The 18,866-nt window shown below is 70.1% G+C and carries 15 protein-coding genes and 1 pseudogene; 15 read left to right on the top strand and 1 reads right to left on the bottom strand.

The features are described 5' to 3' along the window. Positions 1–444: pseudogene (locus ACLFOB_RS08420) on the top strand (LysR family transcriptional regulator); the annotation flags it as partial. Between the two features lie 2 nt (positions 445–446). Here ACLFOB_RS08420 and ACLFOB_RS08425 read toward each other — a convergent pair. After that, entirely contained in the window at positions 447–1,409 is a 963-nt protein-coding gene (locus tag ACLFOB_RS08425) for an NADPH:quinone oxidoreductase family protein (protein WP_410925788.1), read from the bottom strand. Between the two features lie 337 nt (positions 1,410–1,746). On the opposite strand from ACLFOB_RS08425, the gene ACLFOB_RS08430 reads away from it, so the two are divergent. The 14 genes from ACLFOB_RS08430 to ACLFOB_RS08495 all read left to right on the top strand — a co-directional run. Continuing rightward, the gene (locus tag ACLFOB_RS08430; protein WP_410917605.1) at positions 1,747–2,121 is read left to right on the top strand and encodes a helix-turn-helix domain-containing protein; all 375 of its coding nucleotides are present in this window, start codon (positions 1,747–1,749) and stop codon (positions 2,119–2,121) included. Between the two features lie 20 nt (positions 2,122–2,141). Continuing rightward, on the top strand, positions 2,142–2,966 hold the full coding sequence (hisN, locus tag ACLFOB_RS08435) for a histidinol-phosphatase (RefSeq protein ID WP_410925789.1): 825 nt from the start codon (positions 2,142–2,144) through the stop codon (positions 2,964–2,966). Between the two features lie 71 nt (positions 2,967–3,037). Next, positions 3,038–4,435 (top strand): magnesium transporter, encoded by a 1,398-nt coding sequence (gene mgtE / locus ACLFOB_RS08440; RefSeq protein WP_410917607.1) that lies wholly within the window; start codon positions 3,038–3,040, stop codon positions 4,433–4,435. Between the two features lie 172 nt (positions 4,436–4,607). Further along, positions 4,608–5,165 carry a 5-formyltetrahydrofolate cyclo-ligase gene (locus ACLFOB_RS08445; protein ID WP_410925790.1) on the top strand — a complete coding sequence of 186 codons (558 nt, stop codon included), beginning with the start codon at positions 4,608–4,610 and terminating at the stop codon, positions 5,163–5,165. Positions 5,166–5,351: 186 nt separating this feature from the next. Continuing rightward, the gene (locus tag ACLFOB_RS08450) at positions 5,352–6,164 is read left to right on the top strand and encodes a YmdB family metallophosphoesterase (protein ID WP_410925791.1); all 813 of its coding nucleotides are present in this window, start codon (positions 5,352–5,354) and stop codon (positions 6,162–6,164) included. Then, positions 6,161–7,096, top strand: coding sequence for a DMT family transporter (locus tag ACLFOB_RS08455; protein WP_410925792.1), 936 nt, complete (start codon positions 6,161–6,163; stop codon positions 7,094–7,096). Before ACLFOB_RS08450 ends, ACLFOB_RS08455 begins: the two co-directional genes overlap by 4 nt. A gap of 23 nt (positions 7,097–7,119) precedes the next feature. Next, positions 7,120–8,892, top strand: coding sequence for an SLC13 family permease (locus ACLFOB_RS08460; RefSeq protein WP_410925793.1), 1,773 nt, complete (start codon positions 7,120–7,122; stop codon positions 8,890–8,892). A 64-nt stretch (positions 8,893–8,956) separates the two neighbouring features. Then, a complete protein-coding gene (locus ACLFOB_RS08465; protein WP_410925794.1) occupies positions 8,957–11,278 on the top strand; it encodes an ATP-dependent helicase in 2,322 nt (773 codons plus the stop codon). Positions 11,279–12,540: 1,262 nt separating this feature from the next. Then, the gene (locus ACLFOB_RS08470) at positions 12,541–13,059 is read left to right on the top strand and encodes a division/cell wall cluster transcriptional repressor MraZ (protein ID WP_410925795.1); all 519 of its coding nucleotides are present in this window, start codon (positions 12,541–12,543) and stop codon (positions 13,057–13,059) included. A 3-nt stretch (positions 13,060–13,062) separates the two neighbouring features. After that, a complete protein-coding gene (gene rsmH / locus ACLFOB_RS08475) occupies positions 13,063–14,043 on the top strand; it encodes a 16S rRNA (cytosine(1402)-N(4))-methyltransferase RsmH (protein WP_410917245.1) in 981 nt (326 codons plus the stop codon). A gap of 4 nt (positions 14,044–14,047) precedes the next feature. Continuing rightward, entirely contained in the window at positions 14,048–14,398 is a 351-nt protein-coding gene (locus ACLFOB_RS08480) for a cell division protein FtsL (RefSeq protein WP_410925796.1), read from the top strand. After that, positions 14,395–16,179, top strand: a complete 1,785-nt coding sequence (locus tag ACLFOB_RS08485; protein WP_410925797.1) for a peptidoglycan D,D-transpeptidase FtsI family protein — start codon at positions 14,395–14,397, stop codon at positions 16,177–16,179. Before ACLFOB_RS08480 ends, ACLFOB_RS08485 begins: the two co-directional genes overlap by 4 nt. A 64-nt stretch (positions 16,180–16,243) precedes the next feature. After that, positions 16,244–17,740: a UDP-N-acetylmuramoyl-L-alanyl-D-glutamate--2,6-diaminopimelate ligase gene (locus tag ACLFOB_RS08490; protein WP_410925798.1), complete on the top strand. Its 1,497-nt coding sequence runs from the start codon at positions 16,244–16,246 to the stop codon at positions 17,738–17,740. Continuing rightward, positions 17,737–18,866, top strand: a 1,130-nt coding sequence (locus ACLFOB_RS08495; protein ID WP_410925799.1) for a UDP-N-acetylmuramoyl-tripeptide--D-alanyl-D-alanine ligase, incomplete at its 3' end; no start/stop codon positions are given. The genes ACLFOB_RS08490 and ACLFOB_RS08495, both read left to right, overlap by 4 nt.

Raw genomic sequence — 18,866 nt, forward strand, 5'->3', positions numbered from 1 at the left:
TTGGCGCTTGGCGACTGCGACCTGATCCTGACAACCGAATCGGAGGTCGGCCCGAGCTGCGAGGTGCTGCGGGAGGTGCCGCTGCGCTGGGTCGGCGCGCCGGGCAGCGCGGCCTGGCGGCAGCGCCCGCTGCGGCTCGCCTATTGCCGGCACTGCACCTTCCGACGCGGCGACATCGCGACGCTGGAGGCGGCGGGCATCTCCGGGGAGATGGCCGTCGAATCGGACAGCGACAGGACGATAGAGGGCACGGTCAGCGCCGATCCTGTCATCGCCTCGATGCAGGAGGGGGCCGAGCCGAGGCACCTGGCATGCATCGCGACCGGTGGCGCGCTGCCCGATCCGGGCGAGCCGAAGATCGCGATTTACGGCCGCGCGGCGGGCCTGCCGCCGGTGGCCGGATCCCCCAGGGACCCGATCCGCGAGGGCTACCGCGGGCTCTGACCTCAGGCGATGCGGATCACCACCTTGCCGGTGGACTTCCGCTCTTTCAGCAGGGCCAGCCCCTCTTCCACGCGGTCGAGCGGCAGGACGTGGCTGACGTGGGGGTGCAGCCTGCCCGCGCCGTGCCAGCGCATGAGCTCCGCGAGGCTGTCGCGCACCACCTCGGGGCGGAACGCCATGTAGCCGCCCCAGTAGAAGCCCATCACCGTCAGGTTCTTGACCAGCAGGTGATTGGCCCTGATCCGCGGCACCTCGCCGCTGGCGAAGCCGATCGAGAGCAGCCGCGCCTCGGGCCGGCAGGCGCGAAAGGCCGCGTCGAAGAGCGCGCCGCCCACGGGATCGTAGACCACGTCGGCACCGCCCAGCGCCTTGAGCCGCGCGCGCAGCTCGTCCGGGTCGGCCGGCACCAGATGGTCGGCGCCGGCGCGCCGCGCGACCTCCAGCTTCTCCTCGCCGCGCGCGCAGGCGACGACCTCCGCGCCCATCACCTTGCCGATCTCGACCGCGGTCAGGCCCACGCCCCCCGCCGCGCCCAGCACGAGCAGCCGTTCGCCGGCGCGAAGCCGCGCGCGACGGGAAAGCGCCACATGGCTGGTGCCATAGGCGATCTGGAAGGCGGCGCCGGTGATCTCGTCCATGCCCTCGGGCAGCGGCACGGCCCGATCGGCCGGAAAGCAGCCATATTCTGCCAGCCCGCCCTGTCCGCCGAAGACGGCGACACGGGTGCCCGGCGCTGGACCGTCCACCCCCGGACCCAGCGCCTCGACGGTGCCCGCGACCTCCATCCCGAGCGTGAAGGGGGCCGCGGGCGTGTCCTGATAGGTGCCCTCGAGAATCAGCAGGTCTGCGAAGTTCAGGCCGCAGGCCGCGATCCGGACCAGGATCTCGCCCGGGCCGGGCCGCGGCACGGGCAGGTCCGACAGGGCAGGCGCCGCCCCTGCCGCGGTGACGTGAAACGCGCGCATCTTCCTTGCCTCTTTGGGTCCGGCACAGGGTGCACCGCGGACGTCCCGTCACGCAACCGCCCGCAGCCCGCCGCATCAAGATCAGGAATTGACCCAACGGAAGCCCATTTTTTTCTCCACCTTGGATTGAATGTTCGTCATACGTTACCTTGGGCCAGCGTGCATTGACCTTGCGATACATTCAGCGCACGCTATGCTCGCCAAGGTGGAGGAGGGGCATGCGAGAGAGTGGGATACAGCTCGTGCGCCTGCGTTCGAAAACGAGAGATTATAGTCGTGTTTGGTTCAAGGCAGCGCTTCGGCTGCCAACCGGAAGTTGCGTGCGAAGAGGTGAAAAATGGCGCATCCTGTTGACGTGCATGTCGGCAAGAAGATCCGCCAGCGGCGCTGGCTGGCGGGCATGACTCAGCAGCAGCTCGCCGAACGGGTGGGTATCAAGTTCCAGCAGATCCAGAAGTATGAAACGGGCGCGAACCGCGTCAGTGCGTCGCGGCTGTGGGATATCGCCGATGCGCTGCAGGTCCACGTCAGCTTCTTCTTCGAGGGCCTCGCCGAAGAGGAAGACGCCGTGCCGGTCAGAAGGGCGGCCTTTCCCGACAATCTGCTCGACGACAAGGAGGCGCTCGATCTCGTCCGGTCCTATTACGCGATTCCCGAGAATCAGCGCCGCCGCCTGTTCGAGCTTGCCCGCGTGCTGAGCGACGTGGCCTGAGGCCGGGTCGTCGCCTCTGCATGGCGGATAATGCGCCCGGGCCAGCCGATGCCGCCGGTATCGACCCCGATGCCATCTCGGCGCTTGCGGACCGTCTGGCAGATGCGGCGCGCGCTGCCATCCTGCCGCATTTCCGCGAAGCCGCGATGGATGTCTCCAGCAAGGGCCTCGGCGGCTACGATCCCGTCACCCAGGCCGACCGCGATGCCGAAGCGGCGATGCGCGATATTCTCGCGCGTGACCGGCCGGCAGATGCGATCGTCGGGGAGGAGTTCGGGGCAAAGGACGGCACCTCCGGGCTGACCTGGGTGCTCGATCCGATCGACGGCACCCGCGCATTCCTGTGCGGTTCGCCCACCTGGGGCGTGCTGATCGCGCTGTCGCGCGCGGATGGCCCTGTCTTCGGTCTGGTCGATCAGCCCTACACCGGAGAGCGGTTCCGCGGCGGGCTTGGACGGGCCGACCTGGAGGGGCCGCAGGGCATACGCCCGCTTGGCGTGCGCCGCGGGCGCAGCCTCGCTCAGGCCACGCTCGCCACGACCTTCCCGGAGATCGGCAGCGCCGAGGAGCAGGCGGCGTTCGCCCGGGTTTCGAAGCGCGTGCAACTGACCCGCTATGGCATGGACTGCTACGCCTACGCGATGCTTGCCGCGGGACAGATCGACCTCGTGATCGAGGCAGGCCTCAAGCCCTACGACATCCACGCGCCGATGGCCGTGATTGCCGCGGCCGGCGGTATCGTCACGGACTGGCGCGGGGGCCCTGCGCATGGCGGCGGCCGCGTGCTGGCGGCGGCGGACCCGGCGCTGCACCGGCAGGCGCTGGCGCTCCTGTCGGACGCCTGACGGGACACCGGCCCTGTCGCTTGGCAGCGGCATCCCCTATGGTCCGCGCGACCGCCTGATGGGGCCGCGCAATGACCGACGATGCCGATCAGATCGCGCCGGAAAGCCGGACCGGGGACGGGGACGCCTATGCCCTCGACCGGCGCCGCGTCACCGCGATCCTTCATGCGCTCGACGTGCAGGACCGCGACGCGCTCATCGCACAGATGGAGCCGCTGCACCCGGCCGACGTCGCGGACCTGATCGAACAGATCACCCCCCAGGACCGGCGCCGATTCGTCGCGCTTGCCGGCGACCGGATCGGGGGCGAGCTCCTCTCGGAACTCGAGGAAGGCCTGCGCGAGGAGGTGATTGGCCTTCTGTCGCCGGAGATTCTGCTCGAGGCGGTGCGCGACCTCGATTCGGACGACGTGGTGGACCTGCTCGAGGATCTCGAGGAAGCGCAGCGCAGCGCGATCCTGGGCGCTCTCGACGCGCCCGAGCGCATCGCGGTGCAGCAATCGCTCACCTACCCGGAGTATTCCGCCGGCCGCCTGATGCAGCGCGAACTGGTCATGGCGCCCGAACACTGGACCGTGGGGCAGGCCATCGATCACATGCGCGAGCGCGAGGATCTGCCCAACCAGTTCTACCACGTCTTCCTCGTGGACCCGAAGATGCGGCCCGTCGGCAACGTCACGCTGGGGCGCATCATGTCCTCGCGCCGCAGCGTGGCGCTCAAGGACATCGTCGAGGAGGTGTTCCGCGTCTTTCCCGCCACCGACAGCGAAACCGACGTGGCCTATGCCTTCAATCAGTATCACCTGATCTCGGCGCCGGTGGTGGACGAGAGCGAGCGCCTCGTCGGCATGATCACCATCGACGACGCCATGGCCGTGCTCGACGAGGAGCACGAGGAGGATATCCTGCGCCTCGGCGGCGTGGTGGAGGAGGCGAGCCTGTCGGACACGGTGCTGCAGGCCGCGCGCGGGCGGGCCACCTGGCTCTTCGTCAACCTGCTGACGGCGATCTTCGCCTCGCTCGTCATCGACCTCTTCGCCGACACCATCGACCAGATGGTGGCGCTGGCCGTTCTGATGCCGATCGTGGCCTCGATGGGCGGCAACGCGGGCACCCAGACGATGACCGTCGCCGTGCGCTCGATCGCGACGCGCGACCTGACGGCGCAGAACGCGCTGCGCGTGGCGGGGCGCGAGGTGACGGTGGGCGCGCTCAACGGGGCGCTCTTCGGCCTCGTGATGGCGGGGGTGGCGGCGGTCTGGTTCGGCGTGCCGATGCTGGCCGCGGTGATCGCGCTGGCGATGCTGCTCACCCAAATCGCCGCGGCGCTGGGCGGGATCGCCATCCCGATCCTGCTCGACCGCTTCGGCATCGACCCGGCGCTGGCCTCGGGGCCCTTCGTGACGACGATCACCGATGTCGTGGGTTTCTTCACCTTCCTGGGTCTTGCCAGCATGGTGCTGCTGTGACGGCCGGCGGGACGGTTCGGGGCGTTCGCAAGACCGGCGATGTCCCGGTGCCGCCCCGCCTGGCCGCGGACCTGCAAGACTCCGGGCCGCAAGGACCCTTGTGTCCGAACCCGACCGCCCCTGGCGAGGCGCGTGGCGCGGTTTTGCCCGGTCTGGTCTGCCGGGGGCTGCGATGACGACGCCGGCAGAAGCCAAGCGCGCCGCCCGCGAAGCGGCCTTCGCGCGCCGGCGGACCGCCCACGCGGCAAGGCCCGCAGAGCCTGCGCACCACCTGATCCGTGTGCTCGCCCGGCACCTTGGCCGCCCGCTGGCGGGCTACCTGCCGATCCGCACCGAGATCGATCCCCGCCCTGCGATGGCCGAGGCCGCCCGCCACGGGCCGGTGGGCGTGCCGGTGATCCGCGGCAAGGGCCAGCCGCTGGTCTTCTCGCACTGGACGCCCGAGGGCGCGCTGATGCCCGGCCCCTTCGGCGCCGCGGTGCCGGAGGCCGAAGCGCTGATGGTGCCCGAGGTGCTGATCGTGCCGCTCGTGGCCTTCGACCGGGCCGGCGGGCGGCTGGGCTACGGCGGTGGCTTCTACGACCGCACGCTCGCCGCGCTCAGGGCCCGCGGCCCGGTCACCGCCATCGGCTTCGCCTATGCCGCGCAGGAGACAGCGGACCTCCCGCGCGAGCCGACCGACGAACCCCTCGACATGATCGTGACGGAAAAGGGCGTGCTGACCTTCTGAGCCGTGCGCTGTGCTGTCCAAGGGGCGGGGCACCGGCAGGATTCCTTCCTCTTGCCGGAAATACCCTCGGGGGGTGAATTGGCCGCAGGCCAAGAGGGGGCAGACAGCCCCCTGTAACGGCACCGGCGCTGCGCCCCGCGCTTTCCCCCTTGCCGGCCCGGCGCCGCCGCCCTAGGCCCGTTTGGCATGAGAATACTGTTTCTGGGCGACGTGATGGGCCGGGCGGGCCGTCGGGCGGTGACCGGATGGCTGCCCAAGCTGCGCGCCGACTGGCGGCTCGATTTCGTCGTGGTCAACGCCGAGAACGCGAGCCACGGCATGGGGCTCACGGGCGAGCACGCGAAGCTTCTGCTCGAGGCGGGCGCGGACGTGCTGACGCTGGGCGATCACGCCTTCGATCAGAAGGACATGCTCGGCTTCATCGAGACCGAGCCGCGCATCCTGCGCCCGCTCAACTTCGCCCGGGGCGCGCCGGGCCGGGGGCACGGCGTCTTCACCGCCACGCAGGGGCGCAAGGTGCTGGTCGCTCAGGCGCTGGGCCGGGTCTTCATGAACCGCCCCTTCGACGATCCGTTCAGCGAGATCGACCGCGTGCTGCGCGCCCATCCCCGCGGCGGCATGGTGCAGGCCAGCCTTGTCGACATGCATTGCGAGGCGACCTCCGAAAAGATGGGCATGGGGCATTTCTGCGACGGGCGCGCGAGCCTCGTTGTGGGCACGCACACCCATGTGCCCACGGCGGACGCGCAGATCCTGCCCGGCGGCACCGCCTTCCAGTCGGATGCGGGCATGTGCGGCGACTACAACTCCGTCATCGGCATGGACAAGACGGAGCCGATGCGCCGCTTCGTGACCGGCATGGCGAAGGGGCGCTTCGCTCCGGCCGAGGGCGAGGCCACCCTGTCAGGCACCTACGTCGAGACCGACGACCGAACGGGCGCGGCGACGCGCCTCGCGCCCGTACGGCTGGGTGGGCGGCTGGCGGAGGCCATGCCGTGACCGGGGCCGAACGCTGGGGCCTGGTGGCCGTGCTCGTGCTGCTGGGCGCGGGCTGGGGGATCACCCAGCCACTCGCCAAGATCGCGGTCACCAGCGGCTACAGCCACTTCGGGCTCGTGTTCTGGCAACTGGCGCTGGGCGCCGTCCTGCTGGGCGCGCTGAACCTTGCGCGCGGCAAGGGGCTGCCCTTCGCGCCGCGGCACCAGCGGCTCTACGTCATCATCGCGCTGATCGGGACCATCCTTCCCAACTCGGCGAGTTACCAGGCGGTGGGTCATCTGCCTGCCGGCGTGCTTTCGATCCTCGTGTCGCTGGTGCCGATGTTCGCCTTTCCCATCGCGCTTGCCATCGGGATCGACCGCTTCTCGCCCCTGCGCTTCGCGGGGCTCGTCGCAGGGCTTGCCGGCGTCGTGCTGATCGTCGCGCCCGAATCGAGCCTGCCGGACCCGGCGATGATCCTCTGGGTGCCCGTCGCGCTGATCGCGCCCTTTTTCTATGCGATCGAGGGCAACTACGTCGCCAGGAAAGGCACCGAGGGGCTGGACGCGATCCAGACCCTGCTGGGCGCCTCGGTCGTGGGCACGGTTCTGGCCCTGCCGCTCGCGGTGGGCACCGGACAGTGGATCGACCCGCGCCCGCCCTGGGGGTTGCGCGACCTTGCCGTTCTTGGGATCGGAGCCATTCACGCGGCCGTCTATGCGACCTATGTCTGGCTCGTCGGTCGCGCGGGCTCGGTCTTTGCCGCGCAGACGGCCTATCTGGTCACGCTCTGGGGGATACTCTGGGCCAAGCTCCTGCTGGGAGAGGCCTATTCCGGCTGGGTCTGGGCGGCGCTCGCGCTGATGCTGACGGGGCTTTTCCTCGTCCAGCCGCGGCCCAGGGGTGTGCTTGCGCCGGTCGTGCCGCTGCCGGATACTGCCCCGCGGCGCTGACTGCGGGGGCAGGTGTGACTGGCATGTTGGAACTCGGCCAGACGGGCGAGGCGATCCTTGCGCTTGCCGTTCTGGTGGCGATGTTCGCGCTTTTCGTGCGCGAGGCCTATCCGACCGAGGTGGTTGCCATCGGCGGCGTCGCGGTGCTGCTCGTCACCGGCGTGCTGCCCTATGACGCCGCGCTCGACGTGCTGTCGAACCCCGCGCCCTGGACCATCGCGGCGATGTTCCTCGTCGTGGGCGCGCTGGTGCGAACGGGCGCGCTCGACGCCTTCACCAGCGTGGCGGACCGGCAGGCGCGGACCAACCCGCGCCTTGCGATCGCGATGCTGATGGGCTTCGTGATCGTCGGCTCTGCGGTGATGAACAACACGCCCGTCGTGGTGGTGATGATCCCGGTCTTCGTCCAGCTCGCCCGCAGCCTGGGCGTGTCGGCCTCCAAGCTGCTGATCCCGCTTTCCTATGCCGCGATCCTTGGCGGCACGCTCACGCTGATCGGCACCTCCACCAACCTGCTGGTGGACGGCGTGGCGCGTAGCCAGGGTCTTGCGCCCTTCACGATCTTCGAGGTCACGCCGCTGGCGATCGTCCTCGTCGCCTGGGGCATGATCTACCTGCGGTTCATCGGTCCCCGCCTCCTGCCGGAACGTGACAGCATGGCGGACCTGCTGTCGGACCGGTCACGCATGAAGTTCTTCACCGAGGCGGTGATCCCGCCGGATTCGAACCTGATCGGGCGCGAGGTGCTGGGCGTGCAGCTCTTCAAGCGCGAGGGCGTGCGGCTGGTGGACGTGATCCGCGGCGACGAATCGTTGCGCCGCAACCTGGAGGGCGTGACGCTTCAGGTGGGTGATCGCGTGGTGCTGCGCACGCAGATGACCGAGCTTCTGAGCCTGCAGCGCAACAAGTCGCTCAAGCGCGTGGACCAGATCTCTGCCAGGGAGACGACGACGGTCGAGGTGCTGATCACGCCGGGTGCGCGCATGGTGGGGCGCCGCCTTGGCGATCTGCGCCTGCGCCGCCGCTACGGGGTCTATCCGCTGGCGGTGCACCGGAGAAACCAGAACATCGGGCGCAAGATCGATGATCTGGTGGTGCGGGTGGGCGACACCCTGCTGCTGGAAGGCACGCCAGAGGACATCAAGCGGCTGGCGCAGGAGATGGGCCTCGTGGACGTGTCGCACCCCTCCGCGCGCGCCTTTCGCCGCGGCCATGCGCCCGTCGCGCTGGCCGCGCTTCTGGGGATCGTGGGACTCGCCGCGCTGGGCGTGGCGCCGATCCTGCTGCTGGCGGTGGTCGCGGTCGCCGTGGTGCTGCTGTCGCGCTGCATCGACGCGGAGGAGGCGTTTTCCTTCGTGGAGGGGCGGCTTCTGGCGCTGATCTTCGCCATGCTGGCGGTGGGCGCGGCGCTGGAAAGCTCGGGCGCGGTGGCGCTGATCGTGGATGCCGTCGCGCCCTTCGTGTCCGCTCTGCCGGGGCCGCTGGTGATCTGGGCGGTCTTTCTGCTGACCTCGCTGCTGACCGAACTTGTGTCCAACAATGCCGTGGCCGTCGTGGTCACCCCCATCGCCATCGGGCTTGCACAGGCGATGGGGATCGACCCCCGCCCGCTGGTGGTGGCGGTGATGATCGCGGCCTCTGCCAGTTTCGCCACGCCCATCGGCTATCAGACCAACACGCTGGTCTATGGCCCGGGCGGCTATCTCTTCACCGATTTCATGAAGGTGGGGATTCCGCTCAACCTGAGCGTCGGGGCGATCTCGTCGCTGATGATCCCGCTGATATGGCCGCTGTGAAGGGTGTGGAACATTAACCGAACACGATCTTTCGCCCTCGGGCTGGCTGCGCTACATTGCAGGTATGAGCAGCGCCCCCCAGACCCCGCTGAGCCAGCGCGCCATGACCGCGCGCGCGGCCCCCTATCTCGACGAACTCAACCCGGCGCAGCGCGCCGCGGTCGAGGCGCTGGACGGTCCCGTGCTGATGCTCGCGGGCGCGGGCACCGGCAAGACGAAGGCGCTGACCACGCGCATCGCGCATCTTCTGAACACCGGGCGCGCGCGGCCCAACGAGATCCTTGCCGTGACCTTCACCAACAAGGCCGCGCGCGAGATGAAGACCCGCATCGGCCGGCTCATGGGCGAGGCGGTGGAAGGGATGCCCTGGCTGGGCACCTTTCACGCGATCTGCGTGAAGCTCCTGCGGCGGCACGCGGAACTGGCCGGGCTGAAGTCCAGCTTCACCATCCTGGACACGGACGACCAGATCCGTCTGATGCGGCAGTTGATCCAGGCCGCGAATATCGACGAGAAGCGCTGGCCGCCCCGCCAGCTTGCCGGGATCATCGACCACTGGAAGAACCGCGCCTGGACGCCGGACCGCGTGCCCGCGGCAGAGGCCGGCGCCTTCGACAACCGCGGCGTCGAGCTTTACGCGCTCTACCAGGCGCGGCTGCGGGAGCTGAACGCGGTCGATTTCGGCGACCTGCTGCTGCACATGGTCACGATCTTCCAGACGCATGACGACGTGCTGGAGCAGTACCGCCGCTGGTTCCGCTACATCCTTGTGGACGAGTATCAGGACACGAACGTCGCGCAGTATCTCTGGCTGCGCCTGCTGGCGGGCGGGCATCACAACATCTGCTGCGTGGGCGACGACGACCAGTCGATCTATGGCTGGCGCGGCGCGGAGGTGGGCAACATCCTGCGCTTCGAAAAGGATTTTCCGGGCGCGCAGGTGATCCGGCTGGAGCAGAACTACCGCTCCACCCCGCATATCCTTGCCGCCGCCTCGGGGGTCATCTCGGCCAACCGCGACCGGCTGGGCAAGACGCTGTGGACCGAGGCGCGGGAGGGCGAGAAGGTCCGCCTGATCGGCCACTGGGACGGCGAGGAAGAGGCGCGCTGGATCGGGGAAGAGATCGAGTCGATGCAGCGCGGCACGCGGGGAATGCGGCCCTTCGGCCTGGACGAGATCGCGATTCTCGTGCGCGCGAGCCACCAGATGCGCGCCTTCGAGGACCGGTTCCTGACCATCGGGCTGCCCTATCGCGTGATCGGCGGCCCGCGCTTCTACGAGCGGATGGAGATCCGCGATGCGATGGCCTACTTCCGCCTCACCGTCTCGCCCGCCGACGACCTTGCCTTCGAGCGGGTTGTGAACACGCCCAAGCGGGGCCTTGGCGACAAGGCGCAGCAGAAGATCCAGCTGACGGCCCGCGCGGCAGGCGTGAGCCTTGTGGAGGGCGCCAAGCGGCTGCTGGCCGAGCGCGGGATTTCGGGCAAGGGGGCGGCGGAGCTTGCGAAACTGCTTGACGGGATCGACCGCTGGGGCCGGATGGCGGGCGACCCGGATCTTTCCCACGTCGAACTTGCCGAGATCATCCTCGACGAATCCGGCTACACGGCGATGTGGCAGAACGACAAGACGCCCGAGGCGCCGGGTCGGCTGGAAAACCTCAAGGAACTGGTGAAGGCGCTCGAAGAGTTCGAAAACCTCACCGGGTTCCTGGAGCATGTCAGCCTCATCATGGACAACGAGGCCGAGGGCGAGGGCGAGAAGGTCAGCGTCATGACGCTGCACGCCGCCAAGGGGCTGGAGTTTCCGGCGGTCTTCCTGCCGGGGTGGGAGGACGGGCTCTTTCCGTCCCAGCGCGCGATGGACGAATCGGGGCTCAAGGGGCTCGAGGAAGAGCGCCGGCTTGCCTACGTCGGCATCACCCGGGCGGGCGAGCTTGCCACCATCTCCTTTGCCGGAAACCGCCGCGTCTATGGCCAGTGGCAGTCGCAACTGCCCTCGCGCTTCGTGGACGAACTGCCCGAAGAGCATGTCGAGGTGCTGACGCCGCCGGGGCTCTATGGCGGGGGCTACGGTGCGGCCGCGCCGCGGGGCATCGAGGTCGCGGCATCGCGCGCCGACGTCTACAACTCGCCCGGCTGGAAGCGGATGCAGGCCCGCGCGGGCGACCGGCCCGTGAGCCAGCCGCGCGAGTCGCGCCACAGCGTCATCGACCTGCAGGCGGTCAGCGCCTACGCGGTGGGCGAGCGCGTCTTTCACCAGAAGTTCGGCTACGGCGCGGTCATCGGCATCGAGGGCGACAAGCTGGAGATCGACTTCGAGAAGGCGGGGCCGAAGAAGGTGGTCGCGCGTTTCGTGACCGCGGCGGACGACATCCCCTTCTGACCCGCGGTGCGCCTCCGAATGATCCGCGACGCGCCTCCGAAGGGATAACACACCTCAGAAAGGACAAGAGCGGCGGCGCCAGGGAGGAGGAAGGCGCCACCGCTCTCTTTCACGAAACGCCCAGGGAGGAGGAAGGGCGCTCCGATCCGACGTGGGGCGGCTTGCCGCGCACCCCGAATGAGGTGGCTGCGACGCCAGGGAGGAGGAGCGGCGCCGCAGCCTGTTCACGAAGCGCTCAGGGAGGAGGAGAGAGCGCCCCGATCCTTTGCGGACACCCCCGAAGGGCTGCCCGGTGTAAGGGGCGGCGGCGCCAGGGAGGAGGAGAGGCGCCGCCGCAAGTCACAGAAAACCCAGGGAGGAGGAGAGGGCTTTCTGAACTCTGTTCCCTTGGCGCCGGGCGTTCGTTCCCGCCGCCGTTGAGGTGATATTTATCCGGATGCTGCAGTTGCACAATGGCTGGATCGTCAATGCTGCCATGCAGCAAATGCATATGCCCTGCTGACCTAATTTTTGGCATCCACGAAGGCTGCTGACCGATTTCACGGCGCTGCGTGAACGGTTCGATCCGCGCGCGCACGGTTTTCGCCCGCCGGCGCGCCTGACTGTGTGGGGCAGACGTCCGGAAAGACCATCTCCGCCATCTCGTGGCATGGGGCGCCATGCCACCGCATGGGACGATCGCGAGTCGGAGGCCGGATCCGGGGCCGAATCATGGGCCGGGACGGAAAAGCGCCGCGTTCGGGAGATATCGCGCCTCAAAGTTGCATTCCGGACACAGGTGGCCGTTTGGGGCGTGCCTGCAGGCGCCCAGCCATATTTTGCGGCAAATTTGGGGCGCCTCCCAACATCTTGAGGCTGCGGGCCGTCGTTCAGGCGCCTGTCCCATGCAGGTGGGGCGGGATCGTAGAGAAATCCCAAGTTGTCCCACTCAATACCATAAAAAGTTGTTGCTTCCCACGCACCCCCATGCCAATCATTGAGACATGAAGCGGGACAGAACGAGGCAGTGAGAACGAACCGCCGCACAGACCCGAAAAGGGCAGCGGGTTTCATACAGGCAACACCCCTTCATCAAGACTGAAGAGATCCGGGGCGCAGGCAGCAGACATCCCCCCAGGTGACACTGCGCAACCGGACAGCCCGGCGACGGGACGAGGGCGGCGGATCGGGCCATGGCAGCAGCCCGATCCGCCGTTTTTCGTTGCGCCGCCAGAGACATGCGGGGCGCGCACGCGGGCGAGCGAGAGCGGAGGCGGAAGCAGGTGAGTCTCACCTTCAGAGGCGACAGTCTCCACAAGGTGGACGGCAAGGGCCGGGTCTCGATCCCGGCCGGCTTCCGTCGCGTGCTCGAGGCGGGCGACCCCGAGTGGGAGCCGGGCCGCGCGCCGCGCGTGGCGATCGCCCACGGCGACCGCGAAAGCCGCCGCCTCGAATGCTTCCCCATCGTCGAGATCGAGCGCATTGCCCGCAACATCCGGCGGATGCCTAAGCGGTCCGATGCCTACAGGCTGCTGACCCGGCTCTACAGCCGCGACGTGATCGACACCACGCTCGACGACAACGGGCGCATCGTTCTGAGCCAGGCGCTGCGCGAGCGGTTCGGCATCAAGGGCGAGGCGCGCTTCGTCGCGGCGCTTGAAAAGTTCGAGATCTGGAGCCCCGACATCTACGCCGAGGAAGAGGCGCGGGTCGAAGAGCTGTTCGACGAGCTGGGGGACGAGGATCCGCTCAGCCTGCTCGACGCCTTCGACGAGGATGTCGAGACCGGCGGGAGCGCCTAGGCGGTGACAGATCCCGCGCCGCATATCCCCGTCCTGCTGGCGCCGCTGCTGAGGCTGGTCGCGCCGGTGGAGGGCCGCTGGCTCGACGGCACGCTGGGCGCGGGCGGCTATGCGCGCGGCCTGCTGGAGGCGGGCGCGGACCGGGTGATCGGCCTCGACCGCGACCCGCTTGCGCTGGAGATGGCGGCAGAGTGGGGCGCGCCGTGGGGCGACCGGCTGATCCTCGTGAGGGACGTGTTCTCGAACCTCGACCGGCACGGGCAGGATTTGCAGGGCGTGGTGCTGGACCTTGGCGTCTCGTCGATGCAGCTCGACCGCCCCGAACGCGGCTTTTCCTTCCAGAAGGACGGCCCGCTCGACATGCGGATGGGGGTGGAGGGACCGACCGCGGCAGAGATCGTGAACACCGCGCCGGAGGCCACGCTCGCCGATATCCTCTATGTCTATGGCGAGGAACGGGCCAGCCGGCGCATCGCGCGGGCGATCGTGAAGGCGCGCGCCGAGGCGCCGATCGAACGCACGCTGCAGCTTGCCGGGATCGTCGAACGCTGCCTGCCGCGCCCGAAACCGGGGCAGGTGCACCCGGCCACCCGCAGCTTCCAGGCACTTCGGATCGCGGTCAACGACGAACTGGGCGAGCTGCACCGCGGTCTCATGGCGGCGGAACGCGCGCTTGCGCCCGGCGGCGCGCTGGCCGTGGTCACCTTCCATTCCATCGAGGACCGGATCGTGAAGCGCTTCATCCAGGCGCGCGCGGGCAAGGCCGGGCGCGCCAACCGCTTCGCGCCCGAGGCGGCAGAGGACGCGCCGCGCTTCGAGCCGGTGACGAAGAAGGCGGTGGGTCCGGACGAGGACGAACTCGCCACCAACCCGCGCGCCCGCTCCGCGCGGCTGCGGGTGGCGCGACGGACGCAGGCGCCGGCGGGCGAGATTGCCGGAGCGGACGTGGGATTGCCGGAACTGCGCGGAAAGACAGGGGGATAGAGGGATGCGCACACTGTTGTTCGTGACGACGGCGCTGGCGGTGATCGGGCTGGCCTTCTGGGCCTATCAGCAGAACTACCGCACCCAGCAGACGATCTCGGAGACCGAGGCGCTGCAGGACCGGATCGCGGCGGCGCGCGCGCGGCTGGGCGTGCTGCGCGCCGAATGGGCCTATCTCAACCGACCCGACCGGCTGATGGCGCTGGCCGAGATCAGCTACGAAAGGCTCGAACTGCTGCCCTTCCGCCCGGAACAGTTCGGCCGCGCCGATCAGGTGGCCTATCCGCCCGAGGATCCGCCCCTGGGGCCGATCACCGGGACCGTGGAAGTGTCTTCGCAGGGCCTGCAGCCATGATCCGCCGCCCGCTCCGCCCGCTCGCCCGCATCCTCGAGGCGCGCGCCAGGGGCGAAAGCCCCGACGCCATCGAGCGCGAGAACATTCGCCTGCGCCACGAGGCGATGCGCGACACGCTGCGCCAGCGGGCGGAAATCCGGCTGACGGTGCTTGGCGTGGGCTTCATCTGTGCCTTCGCCGTGATCGGCGCGCGCATGGCCGACCTTGCCGCCTCGGACCCCGAGGAGCCGCGCGTGCACGCCTCGGCGGCCTCGATCATCGCGCAGCGCGCCGACATCACCGACCGGCACGGCCATGTGCTGGCCACCAACATGGAGACCCACAGCCTCTACGCCCATCCGCAGGACATGATCGAGCCCGAGCGCGCTGCGCGCGAGCTTGCCGCGCTCTTTCCCGAACTCGACGAGGAGCGCCTGCTGAAGGACTTCACCGGCGACCGCAAGTTCCTGTGGATCAGGCGCCAGCTCAGTCCCGAGCAGAAACAGGCGGTGCACGACATCGGCGAGCCCGGCCTGCTGTTCGGCCCGCGCGAGATGCGGCTCTACCCCAACGGCGCGATCGCCGCGCATGTGCTGGGCAGCGCGGGCTTCGGGCGCGAGGGCGTGCATGCGGCAGAGGTCGTGGGCCGCGCGGGCGTGGAAAAGACCTTCGACGCGCTCCTGCGCGACCCTGCGCGCGGCGGCGCGCCACTGGCCCTGTCGCTCGACCTGACGGTGCAGGCGGCGGCCGAGCGGGTGCTGGAGGGCGCGATGCGCATCTTCAACGCCAGGGGCGCGGCAGCCGTGCTGATGGACGTGCACAGCGGCGAGGTCCTGAGCCTCGTCAGCCTGCCGGACTTCGACCCCAACGACCGGCCCCCGCCATCGACCGAGGGCAACGCGGGCGACAGCCCGACCTTCAACCGCGCGGTGCAGGGGGTCTACGAGCTTGGCTCGACCTTCAAGATCTTCACCGTCGCGCAGGCGCTTGAACTGGGTCTCGTCGATCCCGACACGGTGATCGACACCGCCGGGCCGATGCGGATCGGCGGCTTCACGATCCGCGAGTTTCGCAACAGGAACTACGGCGAGCTTTCAGTCGCGGAGATCATCGTGGAGAGCTCGAACCGCGGCACCGCGCGGCTGGCCATGCAGATCGGGGGCGAGCGGCAGCGCGAGTTCCTCGATCGTCTGGGCCTGCTCGACCCCGTGCCGCTGGAAATGCCCGAGGCGCGTGGCGGCGCGCCGCTGGTGCCGAAGCGATGGGGCGAGCTTTCGACGGTCACCGTCTCCTACGGACACGGAATCTCGGTCACGCCGCTGCACCTGGCGACGGCCTACGCGACGCTTGCCAACGGTGGCCACCGCGTGACGCCCACGCTCTTGCGGCAGGAGGCGCCGGACAAGGGGCCGCGCGTGCTGTCGCCCGATGTGGCGGCGGCCTCGATGGACATGCTGCGCCGGGTGGTGACGGAAGGAACGGCCAGCATGGCGGAGGTGCGCGGCTACCGCGTGGCGGGCAAGACCGGCACGGCCGACAAGCCCAGGCCCACGGGCGGATATTTCGAGGATCGCGTCATCGCCAGCTTCGCCAGCGTCTTTCCCGCCGACGACCCGCAATATGCGCTGGTCGTGGCGCTCGACGAACCGGTGGAGACCTCCGGGTCCGAGCCGCGCCGCTCGGCGGGCTGGACGGCGGTGCCGGTGGCGGCGGAACTCACCCGACGGGTTGCGCCTCTGCTGGGCCTGAGGCCGGAGATTGAACCCGCGCCCCTCGAAGGTGTAACGCTGACGGCGAACTGACCCGGCGCCCGGCACTTGGCTGGCCGTGCGACGGGTATTTCTGGACCATTGAAAGGCGGGGCGCGTGGCGCGGGGGACGACAAGCGGGGCGAAGAGCCTTTCGGAACTGGGCCTGACCGCCCGCGGCGGCGGCCGGATCGAGGTCAGCGGCCTGTCGGTGGACAGCCGCGAGGCGGCCGCCGGCCACCTGTTCGCGGCGATGCCCGGCACCCGCGTGCATGGTGCGCGGTTCGTGGACCAGGCGCTGGACCGCGGCGCGGCGGCCGTGCTGACCGACCCGGAGGGCGCGGCGCTGTGCGGCGATGCGGTGGCGCGGGCAGGCGCCGCGCTGGTCGTGGCCGAAGAGCCGCGCGCGGCGCTGGCGCGGGCCGCGGCGCTGTTCTTCGGGGCGCAGCCGCGGGTGATGGCGGCCGTGACCGGCACCAACGGCAAGACCTCGGTCGCAAGCTTCCTGCGCCAGATCTGGATCGCGCTGGGCCACCGCGCGGTGAACCTCGGGACGACCGGCGTGGAGGGCGCCTGGGAGGCGCCGCTGCGCCACACCACCCCCGAGCCCGTCACGCTGCACCGCACGCTGGCCGAGGCCGCGCGCGCGGGAGTCACCCATGCCGCGATGGAGGCCTCCAGCCACGGGCTCGACCAGCGGCGGCTGGACGGCGTGGTGCTGGCGGTGGCGGGGTTTTCCAGCTTCAGCCAGGATCACCTCGACTATCACGCCGACCTCGACGCCTATTTCGATGCCAAGGCCGGTCTCTTCGCCCGCGTGCTGGGCGAGGAGGGCGTGGCGGCGATCAATCTCGACGCCGAGCGTGGCTTCGACATGGCGGCCATCGCGCGCGCCCGCGGGCAGCGGGTGATCGGCGTGGGCCGGGGCGAGGAAGCGGAGCTGCGCATTCTCGCGCAGCGCTGCGACCCTGCGGGACAGGAGTTGCGGCTGGGCTACAACGGCGCCGCCTACCAGGCGCGGTTGGGCCTTGTGGGCGATTTCCAGGCGTGGAACGCCGCGCTTGCCGCCGCCATGGCCATCGGCTGCGGCGATCCGCCGGGCCGGGTGATGGAGGCGCTGGCCGGTCTGCGCACGGTGCGCGGGCGGATGCAGCTTGCCGCCACGCGCCAGACCGGGGCGGGCGTCTACGTCGATTACGCCCATACGCCGGACGCGGTGGCGACCGCGCTGCGCGCGCTGCGCCCGCATGTCATGGGGCGGCTGGTGGCGGTGATCGGCGCGGGCGGCGACCGCGACCGCGCCAAGCGGCCCCTGATGGGGCAGGCGGCGGCGGCCCATGCGGATCTGGTCATCGTCACCGACGACAACCCGCGCGGCGAAGACCCGGCGGCGATCCGGGCAGAGGTGCTGGCGGGCGCGCCGGGCGCGCAGGAGGTGGGCGACCGCGCCGAGGCCATCCTGCGCGCGGTGGCCGAACTGGGCCCCGGCGACGCGGCGCTCATCGCCGGCAAGGGGCACGAGACGGGGCAGGAGGTGGGCGGGGTGACCTATCCCTTCGACGACGCGGAGCAGGCGAGCCTTGCCGTCGCCGCGCTGGAAGGGCGGACCGCATGAGCCTCTGGACCGCCGCCGAGGCCGCGCGCGCCACGGGCGGCCGTGCCACGGCGGACTGGACGGCAACGGGCGTGTCCATCGACACCCGGACGCTCGCGCCAGGCGATCTCTTCGTCGCGCTGACGGCGGCGCGCGACGGGCATGATTTCGTGGCACAGGCGCTGGAAAAGGGCGCCGCCGCCGCGCTCGTCTCGCGCGTGCCGGAGGGCGTCACGCAGGACGCGCCGCTCCTGATCGTGCGGGACGTGCAGACGGGGCTGGAGTCGCTGGGCGCGGCGGCCCGCGCGCGCACGCGGGCAAGGGTCGTGGCGGTCACGGGCTCGGTCGGCAAGACCTCGACCAAGGAGATGCTGCGCACGGTCTGCGCGGGGCAGGGGCGGGCGCATGCCTCGGTTGCGAGTTACAACAATCACTGGGGCGTGCCGCTGACGCTGGCGCGGATGCCCGCCGATACCGAACTTGCCGTCATCGAGATCGGCATGAACGCGCCCGGCGAGATCGCGCCGCTGTCCGCCCAGGCCCGCCCGGAGGTGGCCATCGTCACCACCGTGGCCCCCGCGCATCTGGAGGCCTTCGGCGCGATCGAGGGGATCGCGGCGGAGAAGGCCTCGGTCGTCGCGGGGCTGGCGCCGGGGGGCACGGCGATCCTGCATGGCGACCTGGAGGTCTCGGGCATCCTGGAAGACGCCGCGTGGCGCGCAGGGGCCGGGCGCATCGTCACCTTCGGCGAGGCGCCGCGCAATCACCACCGGCTGCTGCGCGCCACGATCCACGACAGCACGACCGTCGCCGAGGCGCGGGCCTGGCGCAGCCCGCTGCTCTACAAGATCGCGGCGCCGGGGCGACATTTCGCGCTGAACGGCCTCGCGGTGCTGGCGGCGGCGGGGGCGCTGGGGCTCGACCGGGCGCTCGCCATCGCCGACCTTGGGCGCTGGACACCCGTCGCGGGCCGTGGCGCGCGCGAGACCGTGGTCCTCGACCCGCTCGATCCCGGCCTTGCCATCGATCTCATCGACGAGGCCTACAACGCCAATCCCGCCTCGATGGCCGCCGCGCTGGAGGTGCTGGCCGGCGCCGCGGTGCGCGACGGGGTGGGGCGCAAGGCCGCCGGGCGCCGCATCGCCTA

The sequence above is a fragment of the Rhodosalinus sp. genome (assembly GCF_046542825.1).
Classification (GTDB): Bacteria; Pseudomonadota; Alphaproteobacteria; order Rhodobacterales; family Rhodobacteraceae; genus Rhodosalinus.